18 protein-coding genes, 1 tRNA gene and 1 pseudogene are annotated in these 23,506 nt (G+C 45.3%); 12 read left to right on the top strand and 8 right to left on the bottom strand.

The window, feature by feature from the left end:
- The 5 genes from arcC to ygeW are packed head-to-tail and all read right to left on the bottom strand — an operon-like array spanning nucleotide 1 to nucleotide 6,129.
- Nucleotides 1-933: a carbamate kinase gene (arcC, locus tag ACJHX7_RS09435; RefSeq protein ID WP_000037995.1), complete on the bottom strand. Its 933-nt coding sequence runs from the start codon at nucleotides 931-933 to the stop codon at nucleotides 1-3.
- Nucleotides 934-980: 47 nt separating this feature from the next.
- Nucleotides 981-2,366, bottom strand: coding sequence for a D-phenylhydantoinase (gene hyuA / locus ACJHX7_RS09430; RefSeq protein WP_032171969.1), 1,386 nt, complete (start codon nucleotides 2,364-2,366; stop codon nucleotides 981-983).
- A 52-nt stretch (nucleotides 2,367-2,418) separates the two neighbouring features.
- Nucleotides 2,419-3,630, bottom strand: coding sequence for a YgeY family selenium metabolism-linked hydrolase (locus ACJHX7_RS09425; protein ID WP_001107125.1), 1,212 nt, complete (start codon nucleotides 3,628-3,630; stop codon nucleotides 2,419-2,421).
- Nucleotides 3,631-3,687: 57 nt separating this feature from the next.
- Nucleotides 3,688-4,884: a diaminopropionate ammonia-lyase gene (gene dpaL / locus ACJHX7_RS09420; RefSeq protein ID WP_000110493.1), complete on the bottom strand. Its 1,197-nt coding sequence runs from the start codon at nucleotides 4,882-4,884 to the stop codon at nucleotides 3,688-3,690.
- 57 nt (nucleotides 4,885-4,941) lie between these two features.
- Nucleotides 4,942-6,129 (bottom strand): knotted carbamoyltransferase YgeW, encoded by a 1,188-nt coding sequence (ygeW, locus tag ACJHX7_RS09415; RefSeq protein WP_000859787.1) that lies wholly within the window; start codon nucleotides 6,127-6,129, stop codon nucleotides 4,942-4,944.
- Between the two features lie 478 nt (nucleotides 6,130-6,607).
- On the opposite strand from ygeW, the gene ACJHX7_RS09410 reads away from it, so the two are divergent.
- Nucleotides 6,608-8,386: a sigma-54 interaction domain-containing protein gene (locus ACJHX7_RS09410; RefSeq protein ID WP_000417784.1), complete on the top strand. Its 1,779-nt coding sequence runs from the start codon at nucleotides 6,608-6,610 to the stop codon at nucleotides 8,384-8,386.
- 39 nt (nucleotides 8,387-8,425) lie between these two features.
- Here ACJHX7_RS09410 and xdhC read toward each other — a convergent pair whose 3' ends face one another.
- The 3 genes from xdhC to xdhA are packed head-to-tail and all read right to left on the bottom strand — an operon-like array spanning nucleotide 8,426 to nucleotide 12,088.
- Complete coding sequence (gene xdhC, locus ACJHX7_RS09405) at nucleotides 8,426-8,905, bottom strand: xanthine dehydrogenase iron sulfur-binding subunit XdhC (protein WP_001016605.1); 480 nt, start codon at nucleotides 8,903-8,905, stop codon at nucleotides 8,426-8,428.
- Nucleotides 8,902-9,780 carry a xanthine dehydrogenase FAD-binding subunit XdhB gene (gene xdhB / locus ACJHX7_RS09400; protein ID WP_094030034.1) on the bottom strand — a complete coding sequence of 293 codons (879 nt, stop codon included), beginning with the start codon at nucleotides 9,778-9,780 and terminating at the stop codon, nucleotides 8,902-8,904. The genes xdhC and xdhB overlap by 4 nt, the downstream gene beginning before the upstream one ends.
- A gap of 10 nt (nucleotides 9,781-9,790) precedes the next feature.
- A complete protein-coding gene (xdhA, locus tag ACJHX7_RS09395; RefSeq protein WP_089582743.1) occupies nucleotides 9,791-12,088 on the bottom strand; it encodes a xanthine dehydrogenase molybdenum-binding subunit XdhA in 2,298 nt (765 codons plus the stop codon).
- 415 nt (nucleotides 12,089-12,503) lie between these two features.
- Between xdhA and actS the strand changes: the two genes are divergently transcribed.
- From actS to ACJHX7_RS09340, 11 genes and pseudogenes are all read left to right on the top strand, one after another.
- Nucleotides 12,504-13,256: an amidase activator ActS gene (gene actS / locus ACJHX7_RS09390; protein WP_001309712.1), complete on the top strand. Its 753-nt coding sequence runs from the start codon at nucleotides 12,504-12,506 to the stop codon at nucleotides 13,254-13,256.
- A gap of 78 nt (nucleotides 13,257-13,334) precedes the next feature.
- Nucleotides 13,335-13,408 (top strand) — tRNA-Gly (locus ACJHX7_RS09385).
- A 219-nt stretch (nucleotides 13,409-13,627) separates the two neighbouring features.
- Nucleotides 13,628-15,250, top strand: a complete 1,623-nt coding sequence (locus ACJHX7_RS09380) for a glycoside hydrolase family 15 protein (RefSeq protein WP_122992248.1) — start codon at nucleotides 13,628-13,630, stop codon at nucleotides 15,248-15,250.
- A 66-nt stretch (nucleotides 15,251-15,316) separates the two neighbouring features.
- Nucleotides 15,317-15,496 carry a GhoT/OrtT family toxin gene (locus tag ACJHX7_RS09375; RefSeq protein ID WP_016234872.1) on the top strand — a complete coding sequence of 60 codons (180 nt, stop codon included), beginning with the start codon at nucleotides 15,317-15,319 and terminating at the stop codon, nucleotides 15,494-15,496.
- A gap of 345 nt (nucleotides 15,497-15,841) precedes the next feature.
- A complete protein-coding gene (locus ACJHX7_RS09370) occupies nucleotides 15,842-16,591 on the top strand; it encodes a helix-turn-helix domain-containing protein (protein WP_000568782.1) in 750 nt (249 codons plus the stop codon).
- Entirely contained in the window at nucleotides 16,588-18,291 is a 1,704-nt protein-coding gene (gene sctC, locus ACJHX7_RS09365) for a type III secretion system outer membrane ring subunit SctC (protein WP_089582745.1), read from the top strand. Before ACJHX7_RS09370 ends, sctC begins: the two co-directional genes overlap by 4 nt.
- 4 nt (nucleotides 18,292-18,295) lie before the next feature.
- Nucleotides 18,296-19,441 carry a YopN/LcrE/InvE/MxiC type III secretion system gatekeeper gene (locus tag ACJHX7_RS09360; protein ID WP_000974417.1) on the top strand — a complete coding sequence of 382 codons (1,146 nt, stop codon included), beginning with the start codon at nucleotides 18,296-18,298 and terminating at the stop codon, nucleotides 19,439-19,441.
- On the top strand, nucleotides 19,434-21,494 hold the full coding sequence (locus ACJHX7_RS09355) for an EscV/YscV/HrcV family type III secretion system export apparatus protein (RefSeq protein ID WP_089582747.1): 2,061 nt from the start codon (nucleotides 19,434-19,436) through the stop codon (nucleotides 21,492-21,494). The genes ACJHX7_RS09360 and ACJHX7_RS09355 overlap by 8 nt, the downstream gene beginning before the upstream one ends.
- A gap of 31 nt (nucleotides 21,495-21,525) precedes the next feature.
- The gene (gene sctN / locus ACJHX7_RS09350; RefSeq protein ID WP_000734317.1) at nucleotides 21,526-22,818 is read left to right on the top strand and encodes a type III secretion system ATPase SctN; all 1,293 of its coding nucleotides are present in this window, start codon (nucleotides 21,526-21,528) and stop codon (nucleotides 22,816-22,818) included.
- Nucleotides 22,808-23,266, top strand: a complete 459-nt coding sequence (locus ACJHX7_RS09345) for a hypothetical protein (RefSeq protein WP_001559743.1) — start codon at nucleotides 22,808-22,810, stop codon at nucleotides 23,264-23,266. Before sctN ends, ACJHX7_RS09345 begins: the two co-directional genes overlap by 11 nt.
- Nucleotides 23,244-23,474 (top strand): annotated as a pseudogene (locus tag ACJHX7_RS09340) (type III secretion protein); the annotation flags it as partial. The gene ACJHX7_RS09345 and the pseudogene ACJHX7_RS09340, both read left to right, overlap by 23 nt.
- Between the last annotated feature and the right edge of the window lie 32 nt (nucleotides 23,475-23,506).

Below are 23,506 nucleotides of genomic sequence, written 5' to 3'. Positions count from 1 at the left end.
TTACTGACAAATCACCGTTCCGGTTTTGCCTTCAATCCCTTCTTTCGCTTTGCTCAATACGGTAATCAGTGCTTCACGACCTGCGCGAGAGCGAGCAAACGAGGCGGCAGCTTCCACTTTAGGCAGCATAGAACCTTTCGCAAAATGACCTTCTTCGATAAAGCGTTCAGCATCACTTAATGACAGGCGATCGAGCCACTGTTCATTCTCTTTACCGAAGTTAATGGCCACTTTTTCTACCGCAGTCAGAATGATCAGCATATCGGCATCAATCATTTCTGCTAAACGGGCGCTGGCCCAGTCTTTATCGATAACCGCACTGGCACCGCGCAGATGGTTACCTTCACGAATAACGGGAATGCCACCACCGCCAACGGTGATCACTACCTGGCCTGCTTCTACCAGCGCTTTTACCGTCTCTTTTTCAATAATATCAACCGGTTTTGGTGAAGCAACAACACGACGATAGCCGCGACCAGCATCTTCTTTCAGGGTGTAGCCCTGTTTTGTCAGTTGCTCTGCTTCTTGCTCGGTAAAGAATGAACCGATCGGCTTGGTCGGGTTGAGGAATGCCGGGTCGTTAGCATCGACTTCGACCTGGGTAACTAGCGTTGCTACAGGTTTATTAATGCCACGAGAAAGCAGTTCTTCTCTTAAGGCGTTTTGTAGATCGTAACCAATATAACCCTGGCTTAATGCAACACAGACAGACATCGGCAGCATTGGCGAGTGCGCTTCAGTTTTTGCGGCAGCTTCAAAGGCCTGGTTAATCATGCCCACCTGCGGCCCGTTACCATGAGTGACGATAACTTCATGTCCCTGGGCAATTAAATCAACAATTGCCTGAGAAGTAATTTTTACCGCTTTCATTTGTCCGGCCAGGTCATCGCCCAGCGCATTCCCGCCCAGGGCGAGAACAATTTTCTTACTCATTTTTCCTCACTCATCATTCTTGATTGTGTATAGATCCCTGGCAGTGGTTAGAGCACGGGAGGGACAAACGGTTTGCGTCGCAGGAAACGACCTCGCCCGGCTTTGCCTGTAAAGGTGCCGTCACAGAAAATCGTTTCACCACGGGATAAGGTTCTGACAATCGCGCCCTGACAGGTAAAACCCTCCCATGGCGAATAGTCAGCGTTGTCGTGGAGATGGCGATGCTGAATTTGTTGGCTCTGACGTGGGTCGATAATCACCACGTCGCCATCGGAACCGGGCGCTAATAATCCTTTTTGCGGCCACAGGCCAAACAGCCTGGCGGGCATCGCGCTGGTTAATTCAACAAAACGCTCCGGTGAGATACGTCCCGTCATCACGCCACTGGAGAACAGCAGTTGCATGCGGTTCTCCACACCGGGTAAGCCATTTGGGCAGCGACTGAAATCGCCTTTAGAAATTTGCTGGCGTTGAGCCATCGAGAACGTGCAGTGATCGGTCGCCACCACGTCAATCGCACCATCGCTGATGCCACACCACAGTTTGTCCTGCTCGCGTACGTTACGCAGCGGTGGGCTAAGAATGAACTTCATGCCATCTTCTGTATCGTAACTGCGTTCGTCCAACAGGAGATATTGTGGGCAGGTTTCAACCCAGACTGGCTGGTGATTCGCACGGGCAAGACGCAGATAATCCAGACCTAAGCCGTTAGACAGGTGCACGATATAGAGCGGGGCGTTACCGGCAATTTGTGCCAGGTTAATCATGCGGGCGATGGCTTCCGCTTCGCATTCCAGAGGGCGACTCAAGGCGTGATAGCGCGGCGCGGTTAACCCTGCGGCGATAAACTCCGCCCGCTTGCTGGCGATAGCCGCATCATTTTCCGGGTGCACGGTGGTCAGCGCGCCGGATTCATGCAAGCGGCGTAATGCCTGCAACACTTCATCATCGTTGAGTTTGTATTGATAGGTTAAATAGAGTTTAAAACTGCTCAGCCCTTCCTCGACCATCATCGGGATTTCGTCGAGGATGGCGTGATTAATGTGCTGGATCACACCGTGAAAGCTGTAGTCGATGACCGCCTTATGGGCGGCATAACCACGATAAACCTCCAGTTGATGGCGTAACCGGCAGCCATTCGGGCCAAATCCCATATGGTCAATAATGGTTGTTGTACCGCCACACGCAGCTGCGCGGGTACCGGTAAAAAAATCATCACAACTGCGCGCGATGCCGACATCAATATTGAAATGCGTATGGACATCCACGCCGCCAGGGAAAACGTAACAGCCAGTGGCATCAATTTCTTCATACGGGAGCTGCGGCGAAATATTGTTGCCCAACTGGCGAACAATCCCGCTTTCAATCAGCAAATCCTGTTTGGCTTGTCCATCTGCGTTAACGACAGTGCCGTTTTTGATCAATACGCGCATAGCAAACTCCAAAAACCCTCCGGCGAACCGGAGGGGAATAAGTGAAGAGTAATTATTCGGTTGCCAGCCAGCTTAACGGGATTGCAGCGTACATCGCGGCACAGGTCACCAGGTGAGATTTCCAGGTTTTTTCGTTAGGTGCATGCGCTTCAGGTTCTTTACCCGGGCCAAAGCCGATCACCGGAATGCCGTGACGGCCCATGATAGATACGCCGTTAGTTGAGAAGGTCCACTTATCAACAACCGGCGCTTTGCCAAACAGTCCTTCGTAGGCATTCACCAGTGCTTTAACGGTGAAGTGATCTTCTTCCACTTTCCAGGTCGGGAAGTAGCATTCGGTTGGGTAAACCAGGCCAGTCCAGGACGGACGGTCGTAGTTGTACATAGAAACAACCGCGTTAGCTTTCTGTACTGCAGGCAGGGCGCGGATTTCGTCCAGCGCGCCTTCCCAGGTTTCGCCCCAGGTCAGACGGCGGTCAATAGAGACGGCGCAGCTATCTGCTACAGCGCAACGGCTTGGGGATGTGAAGAAGATTTCAGAAACGGTGAGGGTGCCTTTGCCGAGGAATTCGTCATAACCCAGACGTTGGGAGAGTTCTTGTAATTCGCCAAGAATCGGACCCATTTTGAAAATGGCGTTGTCACCGCGTTCTGGTGCAGAACCGTGGCAGCTAACACCCTGAACATCAATACGAATTTCCATACGACCGCGCTGACCACGGTATACCTGGCAGTCGGTTGGTTCGGTACTGACCACAAATTCCGGGCGAATGCCGGATTGTTCAATAATGTACTGCCAGCACAGGCCGTCGCAGTCTTCTTCCTGCACAGTACCGGTAACCAGCAGGGTATATTCATCTTCCAGACCGAGGTCTTTAATGATTTTACCGGCATAAACCATAGATGCCATGCCGCCTTCCTGGTCGGAAGTACCGCGACCACCGATCAGCTCATCAGTTTCCATGCCTTCGTACGGATCGAAGTCCCAGTTTTTGATGTTGCCAATGCCGACGGTATCGATATGAGCGTCCATTGCCACCAGACGCGGGCCGTGGCCGATATAACCGAGAACGTTGCCCATCGGGTCGATTTCAACTTTATCGAAGCCGACTTTTTCCATCTCTTCTTTAATACGATGTACTACGCGTTTTTCGTCGCAGCTTTCACTGGGAATAGCAACCATGTCGCGCAGGAAGCGAGTCATGTCCGCCTGGTAATCTTTTGCTTTTTCAAGAATCAGTTTGAATGGAATATTCTTAGCCATTATTTTTCTCCAGATTTTTTACTCCCCGTTTTGCAGGGAGCAGTTCCAATAGGGTGATTAAGGTGCTACAGCGTGTTTGCCTTCCCAGACAACTTCGCGGTAGTGCTTCACGTCTGTGTCGCCTTCAGTGCTGATAACCAGCACTACGGCATCTTTGTTCAGCGCCAGTTTTTCCATCAGGCTTTGACGTTGCGGGTGATAATGAACCGCCGCGAGAACGCCCAAACCGACAGCGCCGGATTCACCGGAGATGATGCGCGGGTCGTTGCCGTACGGATTACCCAGCACGCGCATACCTAATGCGGCAACGCTGTCCTGGCAGGAGATGAATTGGGTGGCGCAGTTACGTAGGATTTCCCAGCCCAGCGGGTTAGGTTCGCCACAGGCCAGGCCCGCCATGATGGTGGCCATATCACCGCCAACGTTGACGATGTCGCCTTTGACGCCGGAGCGATAAATACAGTCAGCTTTGTCAGGTTCAACAATAATGCTGTGCAGATTTTGCGGGCTATAGACGTCGACCAGATAACCCAGCACACCACCGGCCATTGCACCGACACCGGCTTGCAGCAGAACGTGCGTCGGGGTTACGCCCATTTCACGCATTTGCTCGACGGCTTCATCTGCCAGGGTTGCGTAGCCTTGCATGATCCAGGTTGGGATTTTGGTGTAACCTTCCCATGCTGTGTCCTGTACCACTTCCCAGCCGTGCTGCTGCGCGTGTTGCATGGTCAGGCGAACGGTATCGTCATAGTTCATATCCGTGACGATGCACTCGGCACCGAGGTTCAGAATGGCGTCAACGCGTTCCTGAGCAGAACCTTTCGGCATGTAAATCACCGCATTCTGTCCGAGTTGCTGTGCTGCCCATGCCACACCGCGCCCGTGGTTGCCGTCGGTGGTGGTCGCGAAGGTCATTTTTTCGCCGATGGCATTTTTCAGATGCTCAAATGACAGCGTTTCGATATCAAGATGATATTTTTCACACAATAATTGAGCGATGGCGTACGCACCGCCGAGCATTTTGAAGGCGTTCAGACCGAATCGTTTTGATTCGTCTTTGACGAGAATTTTCTTCACACCAAAAAGGTTTGCGAGATCGTCCAGCGCACAAAGCGGTGTTGGGCGATAACCAGCAATTTTCTGGTGGAACTGGCGCGCCAGTTTGGCCTGGCTTTGCGAAAAGAGCGGTGATGTTTCGCCGTTGAAAAATTTGTTATCAGCGATATCAATCTTCAATGAGAAAACGGACATATCCTATCCTTTTGGCCTCTGGAAATAGAGGGCCGACCAGCTGATCGGCCCGAGGGGTTATTTCACGCGTTCTTGCGCTTCTTTCAGCAGTTGCTCGAGCAGTGCACCTGGTTTGGCGTATTTACGGGACAGGATCATCGCGGCGATGATATAAGGCTTCCAGCTGGCTTCTTTGTAGGTAGCGATACGGTATTTTTCGAACACGCCTTCAGTCACTTCACCTTCTTTGCAGGATACACCGCTGATATCAGCTGGCAGGCAGTGCATGTACAGGGCTTCGCCATCACGGGTCAGTTCCATCATCTCTTCAGTACAATGCCAGTCTTTGTGTTGCGCGTTCTGTGCCAGACACTGTTTTTCCAGTGCTTTTAAGCCTTCGTGATCGTTCGCACGCAGCAATTCAGTACGCTCTTCCATCACTTTGTAAGGTGCCCATGACTTCGGATAAACGATGTCTGCGTCTTTGAAGGCTTCTTCCATGCTGGTGACCTGACGGAAGCTACCGCCGGAGGCTTTAGCATTGTTTTTAGCGACTTCAACGACATCCGGGATCAGGTCGTAGCCTTCCGGATGGGCCAGGGTGACATCCATACCGAAGCGAGTCATCAGACCGATGATGCCTTGTGGTACAGAGAGCGGTTTGCCATAGCTTGGGGAGTAGGCCCAGGTCATGGCGATTTTTTTACCTTTCAGGTTTTCCAGTGAACCAAAGTGTTCACGTAACCATGCCAGGTCAGCCATTGACTGAGTCGGGTGGTCAATATCGCATTGCAGGTTCACTAAAGCCGGACGTTGCGGCAGCACACCCTGCTTGTAACCGTCATCAAGTGCAGCGCCAACTTCACGCATATAGGCGTTGCCTGCGCCCAGATACATATCGTCGCGAATACCAATAGCGTCGGCGCAGAAGGAGATCATATTGGCGGTTTCACGCACGGTTTCGCCGTGAGCGATTTGTGATTTGCCTTCGTCGAGATCTTGCTGTGCAAGGCCGAGCAGGTTAAGCGCGGAAGCATAAGAGAAGCGGGTACGGGTGGAGTTGTCGCGGAATACGGAAATACCTAATCCACTATTAAAGACTTTGGTTGAGATGTTTTCAGCACGCAGTGCTTTTAATGCTGCGGCAACGTCCAGTACTTGTTTCAGTTCATCTGGCGTCTGTTCCCACGTTAACAAAAAATCTTTCTCGTGAAGGTGAGAGGTCAGCGAATTGATATCCTTAATCAGCTCATTAACAGTTTTCATCATAAAGTCCCGGTAGTGGAATGACAGGCAAAGTGGTTTATTTCACTGTGACTTGCCAAAGTGATTGGTGTTTTCACAGCTATACCTGGGACTAACAATAAGTGTGCCAGAATTATCCACGGGGCTGCAAAAGACTAATTTGACGGATAATGTGTGGGGTTGATCACAAATTGATGCCAGCTTCCGGTTGTTTGTAAAATACGAAAACGTTTGGCTTTTTTTATCGCGTTATTTATTTGCTGCTAAGTATCAGAAATAAGATAAAGGGACAGGCGATCTCTCTTCAGTTTGATAAACTCACCGCCGTAATTCTCATATTGATATAGAAATGTGATATCTCTTCCATAATTTCATTAGAAAGTGATAAAAATCTTATGTTTTTATCAAAGCCAATTTCGCCTGAGTTAATATCATCATGATCTATGAACCATCAACGTCTTCAATGATCGACTTTTAAGTAAGTCTGGAAGGTAAAGCTATGGAGCTTGCTACTACGCAGTCAGTATTGATGCAAATTCAACCGACAATTCAGCGTTTTGCCAGAATGCTTGCCAGCGTTTTGCAGCTTGAGGTTGAGATCGTTGATGAAAACTTGTGTCGCGTCGCCGGAACGGGCGCGTATGGGAAGTTTCTTGGTCGCCAGTTGAGCGGCAACTCACGCCTGCTCCGCCACGTCCTGGAAACGAAAACTGAAAAAGTTGTGACACAGTCTCGCTTCGATCCCCTTTGTGAAGGTTGCGATAGTAAAGAAAATTGCCGCGAAAAAGCATTTCTGGGTACGCCTGTCATTTTACAGGATCGTTGTGTTGGAGTGATAAGTTTGATTGCCGTTACCCACGAGCAACAAGAGCATATTAGTGATAATTTACGCGAATTTTCTGATTACGTTCGCCATATATCCACCATTTTTGTTTCTAAACTTCTGGAGGATCAGGGACCAGGAGATAACATCAGTAAAATATTCGCGACCATGATCGATAATATGGATCAGGGCGTGTTAGTGGTTGATGCTGATAATCGTGTTCAATTTGTTAATCAGACAGCTTTAAAAACACTCGGTGTTGTACAAAATAATATTATTGGAAAACCTGTTCGTTTCAGACCATTAACATTTGAGAGTAATTTTACCCATGGTCATATGCAACATATTGTTTCGTGGGATGATAAAAGTGAATTAATCATTGGTCAGTTGCATAACATCCAGGGCCGACAACTATTTTTAATGGCGTTTCACCAATCGCATACCAGTTTTTCTGTAGCAAATGCACCTGATGAACCGCATATTGAACAATTGGTTGGCGAGTGCCGTGTTATGCGGCAATTAAAACGACTCATTAGCCGTATTGCACCCAGCCCATCCAGCGTTATGGTGGTTGGTGAAAGCGGCACAGGTAAAGAAGTCGTCGCCCGTGCAATCCATAAGTTGAGCGGAAGACGGAATAAACCCTTTATTGCTATCAACTGTGCCGCGATTCCGGAACAGCTTCTGGAGAGCGAACTGTTCGGTTATGTTAAAGGCGCATTTACTGGCGCTTCTGCCAACGGTAAAACAGGGTTGATTCAGGCGGCGAATACGGGCACGCTGTTTCTCGATGAAATTGGTGATATGCCATTAATGTTGCAGGCTAAATTACTGCGTGCTATTGAGGCGCGTGAAATTCTGCCGATTGGTGCCAGTAGCCCAATACAAGTCGACATCCGCATCATTTCTGCAACTAATCAGAATTTGGCCCAGTTCATTGCCGAAGGTAAATTCCGCGAAGATCTCTTCTACCGACTTAATGTTATCCCGATAACTCTTCCACCGCTGCGTGAACGTCAGGAAGATATTGAATTACTGGTGCATTACTTTTTACATCTGCATACCCGTCGTCTGGGATCGGTTTATCCTGGCATTGCTCCGGATGTCGTCGAAATATTGCGTAAGCATCGTTGGCCCGGAAACCTGCGCGAGTTAAGCAATTTGATGGAATATCTGGTTAACGTGGTTCCTTCAGGTGAAGTTATCGACAGCACGCTATTGCCACCAAATCTGCTGAATAATGGCACAACGGAGCAAAGTGATGTAACAGAGGTCAGTGAGGCGCACCTGTCACTCGATGATGCGGGCGGCACGGCGCTGGAGGAGATGGAAAAGCAAATGATCCGCGAGGCGCTTTCACGTCATAACAGCAAGAAGGAAGTTGCTGATGAACTGGGCATCGGCATTGCTACGCTCTATCGCAAGATTAAGAAATATGAGTTGTTAAACACATAACCTCAGTGAATCCGGCCTGAATTCAGGCCGGATATCCTTTTACTTCGTTTTCTCGCAATCCAGAACTGTATTTACAATCATCTGATACCCCGTGCAGCGACAAAGATTTCCCGCCAGTCCGCGACGAATTTCCGTAATGGTTAATGGCTTCTCGCGTGGTTTCGCCAGCATTGCCGTGGTAGCCATAATCAGGCCTGGCGTACAAAACCCGCACTGCACTGCGCCGGATTTCGCATAAGCCTGCTGAACATGAGAAAGTTTTCCGCCTTTCGCTTCACCTTCCAGCGTGCGGATCTCTTTTCCTTCAGCCCAGGCGGCAAGGTATAAGCAACTGTCTATTGCTGTGCCGTCGACCAGCACCGTACAGGCACCACATTCACCCACGCAGCACCCTTGTTTGACACTTAGCAGTCCTTGTTCGCGGAGTAATTCCGAGAGCGGCGTGCCTGGTGCGGCGTGAAGCTGAAAAGGCATCCCGTTAATGGTGCATTCGATGGTAATTGTTTCGCTGTGATTCATTGCAATTTTCCCCCCGCCGCGGCGACGGCTTCGCTAATCACTTTTTTGGTCATCGTCTGGATGAGATGCAGACGAAACTCTTTACTGGCCCGCCATGAAGAACGCGGGGCGACATCTTGCAGGACAGATTCGCTGATAGCTTCCAGCGTTTGCAGGTTTAATGGCGCATTTTGTGCAGTCTGTTCGGCATGTTGGCAGCGAATCGGCGTTGGCGCGGCAACACCAAATGCCAGGCGTAATTCGCTGAAATTGCCGTTATCCAGTCGGCAATGTGCGGCACAGCCAATCGTTGAAATATCCATTGCGTCGCGCATGGCATATTTAAAATGCGCGCTGCCCGCGTGTTCTTTCGGCTGGGGCGGAAAATGAAAGGCGACAAGGATTTCGTCATGCTCAAGAGACACTTTGCCCGGCTCAGTGTGAAAGCCATTAATCGGGACGAAACGAACACCGCGCGGGGAGTGAATCTCCAGTTTCGCGTCATAAATTAGCGTTGGCGTGGCAGAATCTGCGCTGGTAGCACCGTTGCAAATATTTCCACCGTAGGTAGCGACGTTACGGATCTGCGGTCCGGCAATGGATGAGGCCGCAGCACATAACGCCGGGAGATGACGTTGAGTTACAGGATCTTCAATGAGCTGGGTAAATGTCGTTGCAGAGCCGATACGTAGTGAGCCATCTTCCGCCAGCGTAATTCCCCGCAGCTCCGCCAGATTATGAATATCAACAATATGGCGATAACGGTCATTGTGATGGTGGAGCTGAATCAGTACGTCAGTGCCACCGGCGAGCAGTTTGGCCTGCGGGTTGTCAGCCAGCAGGTTGATGGCATCGGCAAGGGTTGCTGCGCGATGGTAAGAAGCAAAATCAAACATGATGTTATCCTCAAATCAATCCTGCCAGATGGAACTCTTCATATAACCGTTTTGGCGTCAGCGGCAGTGTATTGATTGCAACACCGGTAGCCATCTTCACCGCGTTACGAATAGCAGCGGCAACAGGAATTATTGGTGGCTCACCCAGTGACTTATGTCCGTATGCGGATTGCGGCTCATTGATTTCGACGAACGCGCTTTCCAGTTGTGGCAGATCCGGCATGGTCGGCATTTTGTAATCCAGCAGATTGGGGTTACGGACCACGCCGCTTTTCGCATCGATGATCATCTCTTCAAATAGCGCCCAGCCAATGCCCATTCCCATTCCGCCGTGTACCTGACCTTCTGCCAGCAGCGGATTTAGAATATGCCCCGAATCATGAACGTTGAGGATGCGGTTGATGGTGACTTTACACAGCGCAATATCGACCGTCAGATCAACAAAGGTACAGCCAAACGCCGGTGGGTTAGTGGTGGTTTTGATGGAGCTTTCAGCAGAGAGCTGCCCACCGCGTTCAGGGTGGTAGAAAGCGTCCATCGCCAAATCTTTTAACGACATTAACGGCTCTTCCGGTCGTTCAACCAGCACGATATGGCCTTTTATCAGGGTCAGATTCATCGCTGACTGATGTAGCATGACTGCGGCGTGAGCGATGATTTTCTCTTTTAATAACAGTGCCGCACTGCGCAGCGCAGGCGCGGCAACATAGCTCTGCCGTGAGGCAAATGCGCCGGGATCGAACGGCGTAACATCGGTATCTTGTGTTGAAATAACGCGAACGTCGCTGACCGGAACCCCCACGGTTTCTGCCACCATTTGCGAGAAGACGGTGTCGGCACCCTGGCCGATTTCCGTCGCGCCGCTTTGCACGTTGATGGTTCCATCCTGATTCATCAACAGGCGCGCGCCTGCTATTTCTACGCCGACAGGCCAGGTGTTCGAGGTGTAGCTAAAACAGGCGACGCCAACGCCGCGGCGTAAATTGCCTTTCTGGTTCTGGCACTCTGCACGGCGTTTTTCCCATTCAAAGATTTTCCGGCCTTTTTCAAGACACTCCGGCAACCCTGCGCTGTAAATACGTTTGCCCGTGAGCGGATTAGCATCTCCTTCGCGGGCGGCGTTGCGTAAACGAATTTCAACAGGATCAATACCTAACGCTGTCGCGGCGTCATCAAGCATAGACTCAACGGCAAATACGACTTGTGGCGCGCCATAACCACGCATCGCACCAGCCGAGGGGAGGTTGGTATAGCAGGTCTTTGAACTGTAAGCGTAGGCACAACGAGGATAAAGGTAAGCGACTTTATTCCCCCCTGCAGAAGCGATGGAGTGCCCGTGAGATGCATAAGCGCCGGTGTTAGACAGAACATCCAGACTATAACCTTTCAATGTTCCGTCGCGGTTCACGCCCATTTGCCCGTCAATAGTAAAAGCGTGGCGGGTACGGGTTGCGAGGAAACACTCTTCACGGCTAAGGGAAACTTTCACCGGAATGCCGCCAAGCTTGCTGGTCAGGAATGCCGCCATTGGCTCTTCCAGTACATCCTGTTTATTACCAAAACCGCCACCGACAAACGGTTTGATGACTCGTACGCATGACCAGGGAATATCCAGCGCCTGACCAACCACGCGGCGAACAATGTGCGGGATCTGGGTGCTGGAAACGATGGTAATTCGCGAGTCATCCTCCATCCATGCCAGCGATGTCACGCTTTCCATGTGACAATGTTGAATAACGGGAGTCTGATAGTGCCCCTGAACCTGGTAGTCGGCGGCATCGATTGTTTGTTGGACATTGCCCGTCGACATCGTGCTTTGTTTTAGTAAATTGCCGCCGTTATGGATTGGTTCAGCGTCATCAGCCAGCGCCGCTTCTGGGGTGGTGATAACGGGTAATTCTTGCCACTCAATGCTGACCAATTGCGCCGCTTTTTCTGCCGTGAGTTCATCACGGGCCACGACGATGGCAACGGCGTCACCATGGTGACGAACATGGCGAGTTAGCAGTGCGCGATCGGCGGTATCGCGCTTGTTTTCGTCAAGTGTCCAGGCATGCCCAGCTGTAGCGAATGGGATATCAGGCACATCTTCCCAGGTAAAAATCGCCAGTACGCCCGGTAAACTTCTGGCTTGTTCATCATTAATACTTACGGCATAACCATGTGCGATAGGGCTACGTACATATTTCGCGTAACACATGCCCGCCATAACATAATCGTCAGTATATCGTGCCCGCCCGGTGACCTTAGCAATGGCATCTACGCGCATGCATGATTCACCTGTAGCGGTTGCTTCCCGCGCTTCCATAGAAATCCCCTCGATTTGAACATTTGGTTCTTATGGCAAAGATTTAGTCTAAGCAGGCAAGATTTACGCCAGAAACGACGATAAGCGTTAAGGGAGGAAGGAAGTGTGATGATGTTAAAAAAACACAGATATGATACGAAACAGGACCCTGAATAGGGGCAGTGATACGTATCAATATGAGTGGCGATAAAATCAATGTGATAAATTGGGATTATTACGCATCAGGATGGGAAATAGGGTAAATGAGTCAGGAAATTCGATACATCTACAGTGAATATTTTGCTGATGATACTTCCCTTTGCCAAATGAAATTAACCTCTTTCTCTATTACCGCGTTTTTCCAGAAGCAAGAGATTGGGTATCAAGAGGCTGGCTGCTATGATATGGCGTCTTGTTTTTTAAGCGAGGAAAGATTTTGAGTGCGGGACGCCTGAATAAAAAATCTCTGGGTATCGTGATGTTGTTATCGGTTGGACTGCTTTTGGCGGGCTGCTCGGGTAGCAAATCATCCGATACAGGAACGTATTCCGGCTCCGTTTACACCGTGAAACGGGGGGATACGCTATATCGTATTTCGCGCACCACGGGAACCAGCGTAAAAGAGCTGGCGCGACTGAACGGCATTTCCCCCCCTTACACCATTGAAGTTGGTCAGAAACTAAAACTGGGTGGGGCGAAAAGTAGCAGTACACGTAAATCAACCGCCAAATCAACGACCAAAACCGCATCGGTTACACCGTCATCAGCAGTACCGAAATCTTCCTGGCCGCCAGTAGGGCAACGTTGTTGGTTATGGCCAACGACAGGGAAAGTTATCATGCCGTATTCGACAGCTGATGGCGGCAATAAAGGGATTGATATCTCAGCTCCACGGGGTACACCTATTTACGCCGCGGGTGCAGGAAAGGTGGTGTATGTGGGCAACCAGCTGCGTGGCTACGGTAATCTCATCATGATTAAACACAGTGAAGATTACATTACGGCTTACGCTCATAATGACACGATGCTGGTAAATAATGGGCAAAGCGTGAAGGCTGGGCAAAAAATCGCCACTATGGGGAGCACTGATGCGGCATCTGTTCGCCTGCATTTCCAGATTCGTTACCGTGCAACGGCAATTGATCCGCTACGTTACTTGCCGCCTCAGGGCAGCAAGCCAAAATGCTGATGGCGAATTAATCAGCAGTCAGCAGCGCGGCACTTGCTAAGGAGAGCGTAAGGTTTATAATGCCTTACGCATCTCGAAGCGGGCGTAGTTCAATGGTAGAACGAGAGCTTCCCAAGCTCTATACGAGGGTTCGATTCCCTTCGCCCGCTCCAATTTATCTTCACCTCATCAACCTGCCATTTTTGTTGTATCTGATTTTCTATATTATCTTAATTCAATCGCTTCAGTCTTTTCGCAATCGCCGTAATACTTCCCCATTTTTTGTAAATAAAAGCGTTTACGCAATGCAATCCATTTGTAACAACCCAGGTAAAATACCTTATTTTCAAGTTGTTAAATAAGTGGTTATCTACGCTTTTAACAAACGATTGATGGAATCTTTTATGAAAGGGAAATCTACATTAACTCTTCTGCTAGCTGGTATATTTTCGTGCGGCACATGCCAGGCGACAGGGGCAGAAGTGACGAGTGAATCTGTATTTAACATTCTTAACTCCACGGGGGCAGCAACTGATAAAAGTTATTTATCGTTAAATCCAGATAAGTATCCTAATTATCGTCTTCTGATTCACTCAGCCAAATTAAAAAATGAAATAAAGAGCCACTATACCAAAGACGAAATTCAAGGATTGTTAACATTAACAGAAAACACACGAAAGTTAGCGTTGACGGAGAAACCCTGGGGAACGTTTATTCTTGCTTCTACTTTCGAAGATGACAAAACAGCGGCAGAAACCCACTATGATGCTGTCTGGCTGAGGGATAGTTTATGGGGCTATATGGCATTAGTATCAGATCAGGGAAATAGTGTAGCCGCAAAAAAGGTTCTGCTCACTCTGTGGGATTATATGTCTACGCCCGACCAGATTAAGCGGATGCAGGACGTCATTAGCAACCCAAAACGACTGGATGGTATTCCTGGGCAAATGAATGCTGTACATATCCGATTTGACAGCAACTCCCCCGTGATGGCAGATGTGCAGGAAGAAGGCAAGCCGCAGCTGTGGAACCATAAACAAAATGATGCGTTAGGTCTTTATCTTGATCTCCTTATACAAGCAATCGACACTGGTACTATTAACGCTGAAGATTGGCAAAAAGGTGACCGATTAAAATCGGTTGCGCTGCTGATTGCTTATCTGGATAAAGCCAATTTCTATGCTATGGAAGATTCCGGAGCGTGGGAAGAAGATGCCAGATTAAACACATCTTCCGTTGCACTGGTGACCTCTGGACTGGAACGTTTGTCGAACTTACTCTCGAAGAAAGACTCTGTTTTTGTCTCTGATTTACTACGCGAAGCTAAATCTAATGAACTGGATGAACCTCTTTCAACAACGAGGTTGAACCACCTCATAGATAAAGGTTATGAAAGAATAACGTTACAGCTTGATTTAGGGGGAGAATCCCCAGGTTATCTGGAAAAAGATAAACATTACAGAGAAGCCGATGCGGCTTTACTTAATGTTATTTATCCTGCAAATCTTTCAAAGATAAATACCAGAAGAAAAGAGCAAGTTCTAAAAATAGTTAAAAAACTAGCAGGTCCGTATGGTATAAAAAGATACGAGAAGGATAATTATCAGTCGGCAAATTTTTGGTTCAATGATATTAAAACCGATACCGATCAAAATTCACATGCGAAAAGAGAAATGAGCTTCATTCCATCAACAGAAGCAGAATGGTTTTTTGATTCATGGTATGCAAAATCAGCAGCAATTGTTTATAAAGAATCAAGAAAAGAAGAGTATTTGAATGACTCAGTGCAATTTATGAATAGATCATTGGCCCAAATAACAGGCGAGAATATGATTGGTGCAAATGGCAGGAGTGTACCTGAAATGGCACTTCCCGAAAGCTATAACTATATCCACAAGTCGGGAACTTTGCATGAAGCGCCAAGCCCTATCATTCCGCTAAATTGGTCGAAAGCTTCAATGACTCTCATGTTGAAAGAGATGTCCAACCTTATCAATGATGAGGGAAATAAATAGTTTTCATAATGAGGCGGTCCTGGATTAAAAGGACCGCTCAAAGAGAAATCGAAAGGGGAGGTAAAAGTGATCAATAAATTACTGTTAGCTTACCTGATAGGTCTGGTTGTGACATCGACCTTAATATTTATCTTCTCGGAAGAAAAAGTAACATATCGGTTGTTTGCTGCAGCAATTACAGGGTTGACCTGGCCGCTTAGCCTCATTCCATCCATCATAAGTCTCATGATTCGTAAATCCGACTAACAAGAAAATTATATGAACGATTAAGAAAAATAGAATCGAAAAAGAGAATAAAATATATGCGGGGAGTAACAAAACACTCGCAGTGCGTTAATGTGTAACTAACAAATATGATTTTTATTGAAAATAGTCACCAAACAAGTGTTATAAGAAATACGGGGTATGTTTAAGTAAAACATATCAACAGTTGCAATTCTGTATATGGACAGGATGACTTACTACTGTAAGTAGCTGATAGCTATTCGCTCATAACAAAATCATTATTTTATAAATAGGAATCATCACTTTTTAATCATGTTTTTATTGCAAGTTTATGGAGAATGAGAATATGGAATAAGGAGATGAAACATGATTGAAGAAGGGCTGTTACTTCCAATGAATGTTTTGCTTCAAGGACAGAAGTTAACCCTACTCGACCCTGAAATGTGGTTCTTACGGGGAAATGAAAACAAGGATGTAACCCTTGTTATTACGATTGGTAATAACCATCAAAAATTAATGGTAGTGGAAGACATATTACTGCTCATTGACCGAAGCCAAATTGAGGTAACTGCAGGGAAAGTAATTTATCATCCACTTCGCATTGATATCCTGAGTAAATTATTAGCTTTTATTGATGAATCAACGGGGAGTGTGGAAAGGGAACACCATGAGTTGTTTGCTGATGCCTTGCCCTTTGCATCAGAAGTTGTGCTATTCAGTAAAGTTGCAAGTGAAGCCTGGTTTTTAGCCACTTATCTGAGCAGCGATAATATTAATGAAATTCTGTTTCAGCATCTAAGAAAAACAGAATGCTATAAACTGGTTCGCTATTTATTATCGCAATCGCTCATACAGACTTCACTCTATGATCTTGGTGAGCTTTACGGCGTATCGTATTCACATTTTCGCCGTTTATGTAGTTATGCATTGGGTGGTAAAGTTAAAACGGAATTATGTGGCTGGAGAGTTGCCAGAGCCGTGTTGGAAATCATTGAAGGAAACAGTGATATGACAACTATTGCGCATAAATATGGCTACTCATCCTCATCACACTTTTCAGCCGAAGTAAAAAGCCGGTTAGGAAAAACACCGAGAGAACTATGTAAAAAGTTATGAAAATAAAATTACGTATTACTATTATATTAATTTCAGCCTTATGCATTTTTAATGGATTATTGACTCCTGGTGCATATGCCGCAACAGCGAATGGATACGTAGCAAATAAAGAAAATCTACGTAGTTTTTTTGAAACGGTTTCATCATATGTGGGTAAGCCTACAATAGTAAGTAAGCTTGCCATGAAGAAACAGATCAGCGGAAATTTTGATTTAACCGAACCCTATGCCTTGATTGAACGCCTGTCGGCGCAGATGGGACTTATTTGGTACGATGATGGCAAAGCTATTTATATCTATGACTCATCAGAGATGCGTAATGCGCTGATTAATCTGAGAAAGGTATCGGCGAATGAATTTAATAATTTCTTAAAAAAATCGGGTCTGTATAACTCTCGTTATGAAATTAAAGGGGGCGGCAATGGTACTTTCTATGTTTCGGGGCCACCGGTTTATGTTGACCTGGTTGTTAATGCTGCAAAATTGATGGAGCAAAACAGCGATGGCATCGAGATCGGACGAAATAAAGTAGGAATAATTCATCTGGTCAACACATTCGTTAATGATCGGACTTATGAATTACGTGGCGAAAAGATAGTTATTCCTGGCATGGCAAAAGTACTATCGACATTGTTAAATAATAACATTAAGCAAAGCACTGGGGTTAACGTACTTTCTGAAATTTCAAGTCGTCAACAACTAAAAAACGTATCACGTATGCCTCCTTTTCCTGGTGCTGAAGAAGATGATGACCTACAAGTAGAGAAAATAATATCGACAGCTGGAGCGCCAGAGACTGACGATATACAAATTATTGCATATCCTGATACCAACAGTTTACTTGTTAAAGGAACAGTATCTCAGGTTGATTTTATCGAGAAGTTAGTAGCTACGCTCGATATTCCAAAGCGACATATTGAATTATCTTTATGGATAATAGATATTGATAAGACTGATCTAGAACAGTTAGGAGCTGACTGGTCGGGCACGATAAAAATTGGATCCAGCCTAAGTGCATCATTTAATAATTCAGGTTCAATTAGTACCCTGGATGGGACACAGTTTATTGCAACAATACAGGCACTTGCGCAAAAAAGAAGAGCCGCCGTTGTTGCTCGTCCTGTCGTTTTAACACAGGAGAATATTCCTGCTATATTTGATAATAACCGTACTTTCTATACTAAATTAGTCGGCGAGCGTACTGCGGAATTGGATGAAGTAACCTATGGTACGATGATTAGCGTGCTACCACGATTTGCTGCGCGAAATCAAATTGAATTACTCTTGAATATTGAAGATGGCAATGAAATCAATTCTGACAAGACCAATGTTGATGATCTGCCTCAGGTTGGTAGAACGCTTATAAGTACTATTGCGCGCGTGCCTCAAGGGAAAAGTCTTTTGATTGGTGGATATACACGAGATACGAATACCTATGAAAGTCGCAAGATCCCAATATTAGGCAGTATTCCATTTATTGGTAAATTATTTGGATATGAAGGAACAAATGCGAATAACATCGTTCGTGTCTTTCTTATTGAGCCAAGAGAGATCGATGAGCGCATGATGAATAATGCGAATGAGGCTGCGGTTGACGCCAGAGCAATAACACAGCAAATGGCAAAAAATAAAGAAATCAACGATGAATTACTGCAGAAATGGATAAAAACTTACCTGAATCGTGAAGTCGTCGGAGGATAGTGAAATGGCGATTCATGTAGAACATGTCGGTGTATTAGAAAGAGCCAGAGAAGTTTCTCGCTTAGAGGACATTATCACAGAAGATAATGAAGATATTGAAGCTGAAATGCCTAAAATGGGGGATGATCCCGCCGGTAAAGAAGCTCGATTCTTACAAGCTACTGACGAGATGTCAGCAGCGTTAACGCAGTTTATGAAGAAAAAAATCTACGAAGAACAACTGGCCAACTTTCTGGACGGAGAAGAATATGTCCTGGAAGATCAGCCAATAGAAAAAACCGATAAAGTCATGGAGGCGCTTAAGGCAGCAACTACCCATGACTATGAAGTGTATAGCTTTGCTAAAAAATTATTTCCAGATGAAAGCGATCTGGTGGTTGTATTACGTGCAATTTTACGTAAAAAACAAATATCTGAAAATGTGCGGCTAAACGCTGAAGCATTACTTAAAAAAGTTAATCAAGAGACTACTAAAAAATTCATTAATAGCGGTATTAACTCGGCATTAAAAGCAAAGTTATTTGGCCAGGCGTTGTCATTAAATCCAAAATTACTAAGGGCAAGTTATCGACAGTTTTTAATGGCAGAAGACGATGCTGTAGATACTTATGTCGAATGGATTGGTAGTTATGGCTATCAAAATAGAATGCTGGTGACAAAATTTATCAAAGAGACGCTTTTCTCAGATATAAATGCACTTGATGCGAGCTGTTCATCATTGGAATTTGGTATGTTTCTCAATAAGTTGTCACAACTATTGTCTCTTCAGTCGGCAGAGGCTTTATTTCTGAAAACTTTAATGAATAACCCAATAATTAATAAATTTATTAGCGCAGAAGATTATTGGATATTTTTTCTGATATCGTTAATAAAATTTCCTGAGACTGCAGAGGAACTCCTGAAAAATGCACTGGTAACCCTACCCGCAGATGCTAATTATAAAGACAAAACGTTACTCCTGAAGGCGATTTACAGCGGATGTACAAATCTTCCATTTTCACTTTTTATTAATAATGAACAATTATTAGAGATTAGGGAGTGTTGTAAACAGGCAATAAAAGTAACATTTGCAGCAGAGCTCTTTGATACACAAAACAGTAATAAAAAACAAAATAAAAAACCATGGAAGAAGGTAATGTTCAATGTTTAACAAAGTTTTGATAGGGTTAAGGAGTCATCCAGAATTAATAATTCTTGGATTAATGGTGATGATTATCGCCATGCTCATAATTCCATTGCCCACCTACTTAATCGATTTTTTGATTGGGCTGAACTTAACATTGGCAATACTTGTATTTTTAGGATCATTCTATGTTGATAGGATCTTAAGTTTTTCTTCATTCCCATCAATTCTTCTCATCACAACGTTATTTCGTTTGGCGCTGGCGATCAGTACCAGCCGACTTATACTTCTTGAGGCGGACGCCGGAGAAATTATAACGAGTTTTGGTGAATTCGTTATTGGCGATAGCCTGGTAGTTGGTTTTGTTATTTTCTCCATTGTTACTATTGTTCAGTTTATCGTGATTACTAAAGGTTCGGAACGTGTGGCTGAAGTTGCTGCCCGCTTTTCGCTTGACGGTATGCCAGGTAAACAAATGAGTATTGACGCCGATCTACGCGCCGGGATCATTGATGCAGATTTAGCAAAAGAACGTCGTAGCGTATTAGAACGAGAGAGTCAGCTGTATGGTTCCTTTGATGGTGCGATGAAATTTATCAAAGGTGATGCTATTGCAAACATTATTATTATCTTTGTTAATATTATCGGTGGGCTATCAGTAGGAGTAGGCCAAAATGGAATGGATTTCTCGACAGCGTTGGCCGTCTACACAATTCTTACCGTCGGTGATGGTCTTGTTTCTCAAATTCCAGCTTTATTAATTGCTATTAGCGCAGGGTTTATCGTAACGCGCGTGAATGGCGATAGTGATAATATGGGGCAAAATATAATGTCCCAGTTATTAAGTAATTCTTTTGTCATTATTGTGACATGTGTCCTCGCGCTAAGTATTGGGTTGCTTCCAGGTTTTCCCCTTCTTGTGTTTTTATGTTTGGCAGTAATCTTAGGAATTTATTTTTACTTTAAATTCAAAAAGAAAGGGGTTGAAGAAACGGTTGTTGAGGGAGATATCACCGTTGGGTTGGAACCCTATAATCAGGATGATGATATTTCATTAGGTATTATTAATAAACTTGATCAGGTTATTACCGAAACGGTACCCTTGGTTTTGATTATGAATAGTGTACAGGCTAAAAAATACACTGAAATCAATCTTGCTGATAGGATTCGTAGTCAGTTTTTTATTGAATATGGTATCCGTATTCCCGGTATTGTCATTCGCGAGGGGGAAGGCCTTAATGATGAAGATGTCATATTAATGCTAAATGAAGTCAGAGCCTCGCAATTTAAAATTTATCATGATCTCGTCTTGTTGGTTGAATATTCAGATGAAGTGGTTTCGACTTTGATCAAGAAACCTGTCATCGTAAATAGTAATGGTGAACAATATTATTGGGTTACAAAAAGTGATGCCCAAAAATTAACAAAAATTGGCTGTTATACTCGCACGGCCATGGATGAAATGTACAATCATTTATCTGTATGTCTGGCGCATAATATTAATGAGTATTTTGGTATACAAGAAACTAAATATATTCTTGATCAATTAGAGATGAAGTATCCTGATCTATTAAAAGAAATATTAAGATATATAACCGTGCAGCGCATTTCAGAGGTAATTCAGCGTCTGATCCAGGAGCGAATTTCAGTGCGCAATATGCGTTTAGTTATGGAGGCTTTAGCATTATGGAGCCCACGAGAGAAAGATATAATTACACTCGTCGAGCATGTACGAGGTGCATTAGGTCGCTACATTTGCCATAAGTTTTCATATTCTGGAGAAATTAAAGCAATTGTGATTTCGCCTGAAATAGAGGACAGAATCAGAGATGGTGTCAGGCCTACCGCTGGCGGTACTTTTCTTAATCTCGATGCATCCGAAGCTGAGATGATTCTGGATAATTTTAAACTGGCTCTTTCTGGAATCAATATTCCTATTAAAGACATTATTTTACTGGGATCTGTGGATATTCGTCGTTTTATCAAAAAACTTATTGAATCTAGTTATCGAGACCTCGAAGTACTTTCGTACGGGGAACTAACGGAAAATGTTCCCGTTAATATTCTGAAAACTATTTAGGATAATGTCTTGCGATATGGAGCATGCTGGTATGAAAAAATTAAAACTATTAAATAAATACAGCTACTTACATAGCATAAACGGCTCGCTGATTGAAGCAGAGCTTGACGACGTTTCAGTGGGCGAAGTATGCGAAATTTATGCGAGCTGGCAAGCAAATGAACGTATAGCCAGGGCTCAGGTCGTTGGCTTTCGCAATGGAAAGACATTATTAAACCTTATAGGCAGCTCTGTGGGGCTTACACGTACTGCAGTTTTGAAACCAACGGGAGAGCAGTTAACCATACAGATCAGTGATGCCTTTCTTGGTTCAGTTTTGAATGCTTCTGGTCAAATTATGGAAAGGTTTGTCCCGGACACTCCAGGCGAAAGGGGAAATTTACGCCTGATTGATGAACTGCCACCGTCGTATCAGGAACGTCGAGTTATTAATACACCACTAGAGACACGGATAAGAGTCATTGATGGCGTACTGACATGTGGCATTGGTCAACGTGTTGGGATTTTCGCATCGGCTGGCTGTGGCAAAACGGTTTTAATGCATATGCTTGTAAACAACACTGAAGCTGATGTGTTTGTTATTGGCTTGATTGGTGAACGTGGAAGGGAAGTTACGGAATGCGCGGAATCGCTGAAAAAATCAGTAAATGCAGCAAAATGTGTTTTGGTTTATGCCACCTCTGATTTTTCGTCAGTAGATCGGTGTAATGCCGCCCTGATGGCGACAACCGTGGCAGAGTATTTTAGAGATCGAGGAAAGAGAGTTGTACTTTTTATCGACTCAATGACGCGGTATGCACGAGCACTACGTGATATGAAACTGGCAGCGGGTGAACCACCTGCCAGACGTGGTTATCCTGCTTCTGTTTTTGACAGTTTGCCTCGCTTACTGGAGAGGCCGGGACCAACACTAAAAGGAAGTATTACTGCCTTTTATACCGTATTACTGGAGGGGGAGGATGAATCAGACCCACTGGGGGATGAAATTCGCTCAATCCTTGATGGCCATATCTATCTAAGTCGCAAACTCGCTGGGCAAGGTCATTATCCGGCAATAGATGTTCTAAAAAGTGTGAGTCGAGTATTTGGTCAGGTCACTGATGAAAAACACAGAGATAATGCTGCACGGGTAAGGAAGATCCTCACAACTTTGGAAGATCTACAGGTGTTTATTGATTTAGGGGAATATCGAGCTGGGCAAAATGCTGAAAATGATTTTGCTATGAATGCACGGCCTAAACTCACAAATTGGTTGAAACAGTCAGTTAATGAAAAAATGCCAATGAGTGAAACGCTAAAAGAGCTTGAACGAATTGTTAAGTAAAGTTAATCGACTTATAAGAAGAACAGCGCAGAGCCTGGCTGCATGTGAAGCATCATTACAAAAGTTAAATGCAGAAAAAGAAAAGTTAGCCGAAAAGGAACGCCTGTATGATATGCAACTTAAAAACCTGCAGTCACTGTTAGATATGAAAGAGTTACTCGGCGAAGTTGTATTTCGACAGGATATATTTTACTCGTTACGTAAAGTTGCAGTCATTCAGCAGCAGATCGCTGAGATAAATCTTGAAAAGCAAAAAATAGCAGAGCGGCGAAAAATACTTAACAAGGAAATAGTTCAACAGCAAGCACAAAGAAAACACTGGTGGCTAAAAGGAGAAAAGTACGATCGACTAAAGAAGCGCATCAAAAAACAACTTTTAAATCAGATGCTTTATCAAGATGAGCTTGAACAGGAGGAAAAATATAATGGACGAAGTCAAGAAAATTGAACATTATAAAAATTTAAATACAGACACATCCGAGAATTCTGCTGCGGATTTAGACAGTTTCTTAAAGAAAAACAAAAAAAATAAAGAAATGAGTGAGATTGTTGCTGGATCCATTCTCCAGTTATTACGTCAGGCTCAGGATAGCCAATTCCCTACGTTTGGGAAAAAGAATGGGCAAATGAAGTCTATTGATAACAAATCGTCTCTCCAGGTTGACAGGAATTCATCTTTTTCTTTGCA

The sequence above is a fragment of the Escherichia sp. WS1451 genome (assembly GCF_046487365.1).
GTDB classification, from domain to species: domain Bacteria; phylum Pseudomonadota; class Gammaproteobacteria; order Enterobacterales; family Enterobacteriaceae; genus Escherichia; species Escherichia coli.
This window is presented reverse-complemented; position numbering and strand designations above follow the sequence as displayed.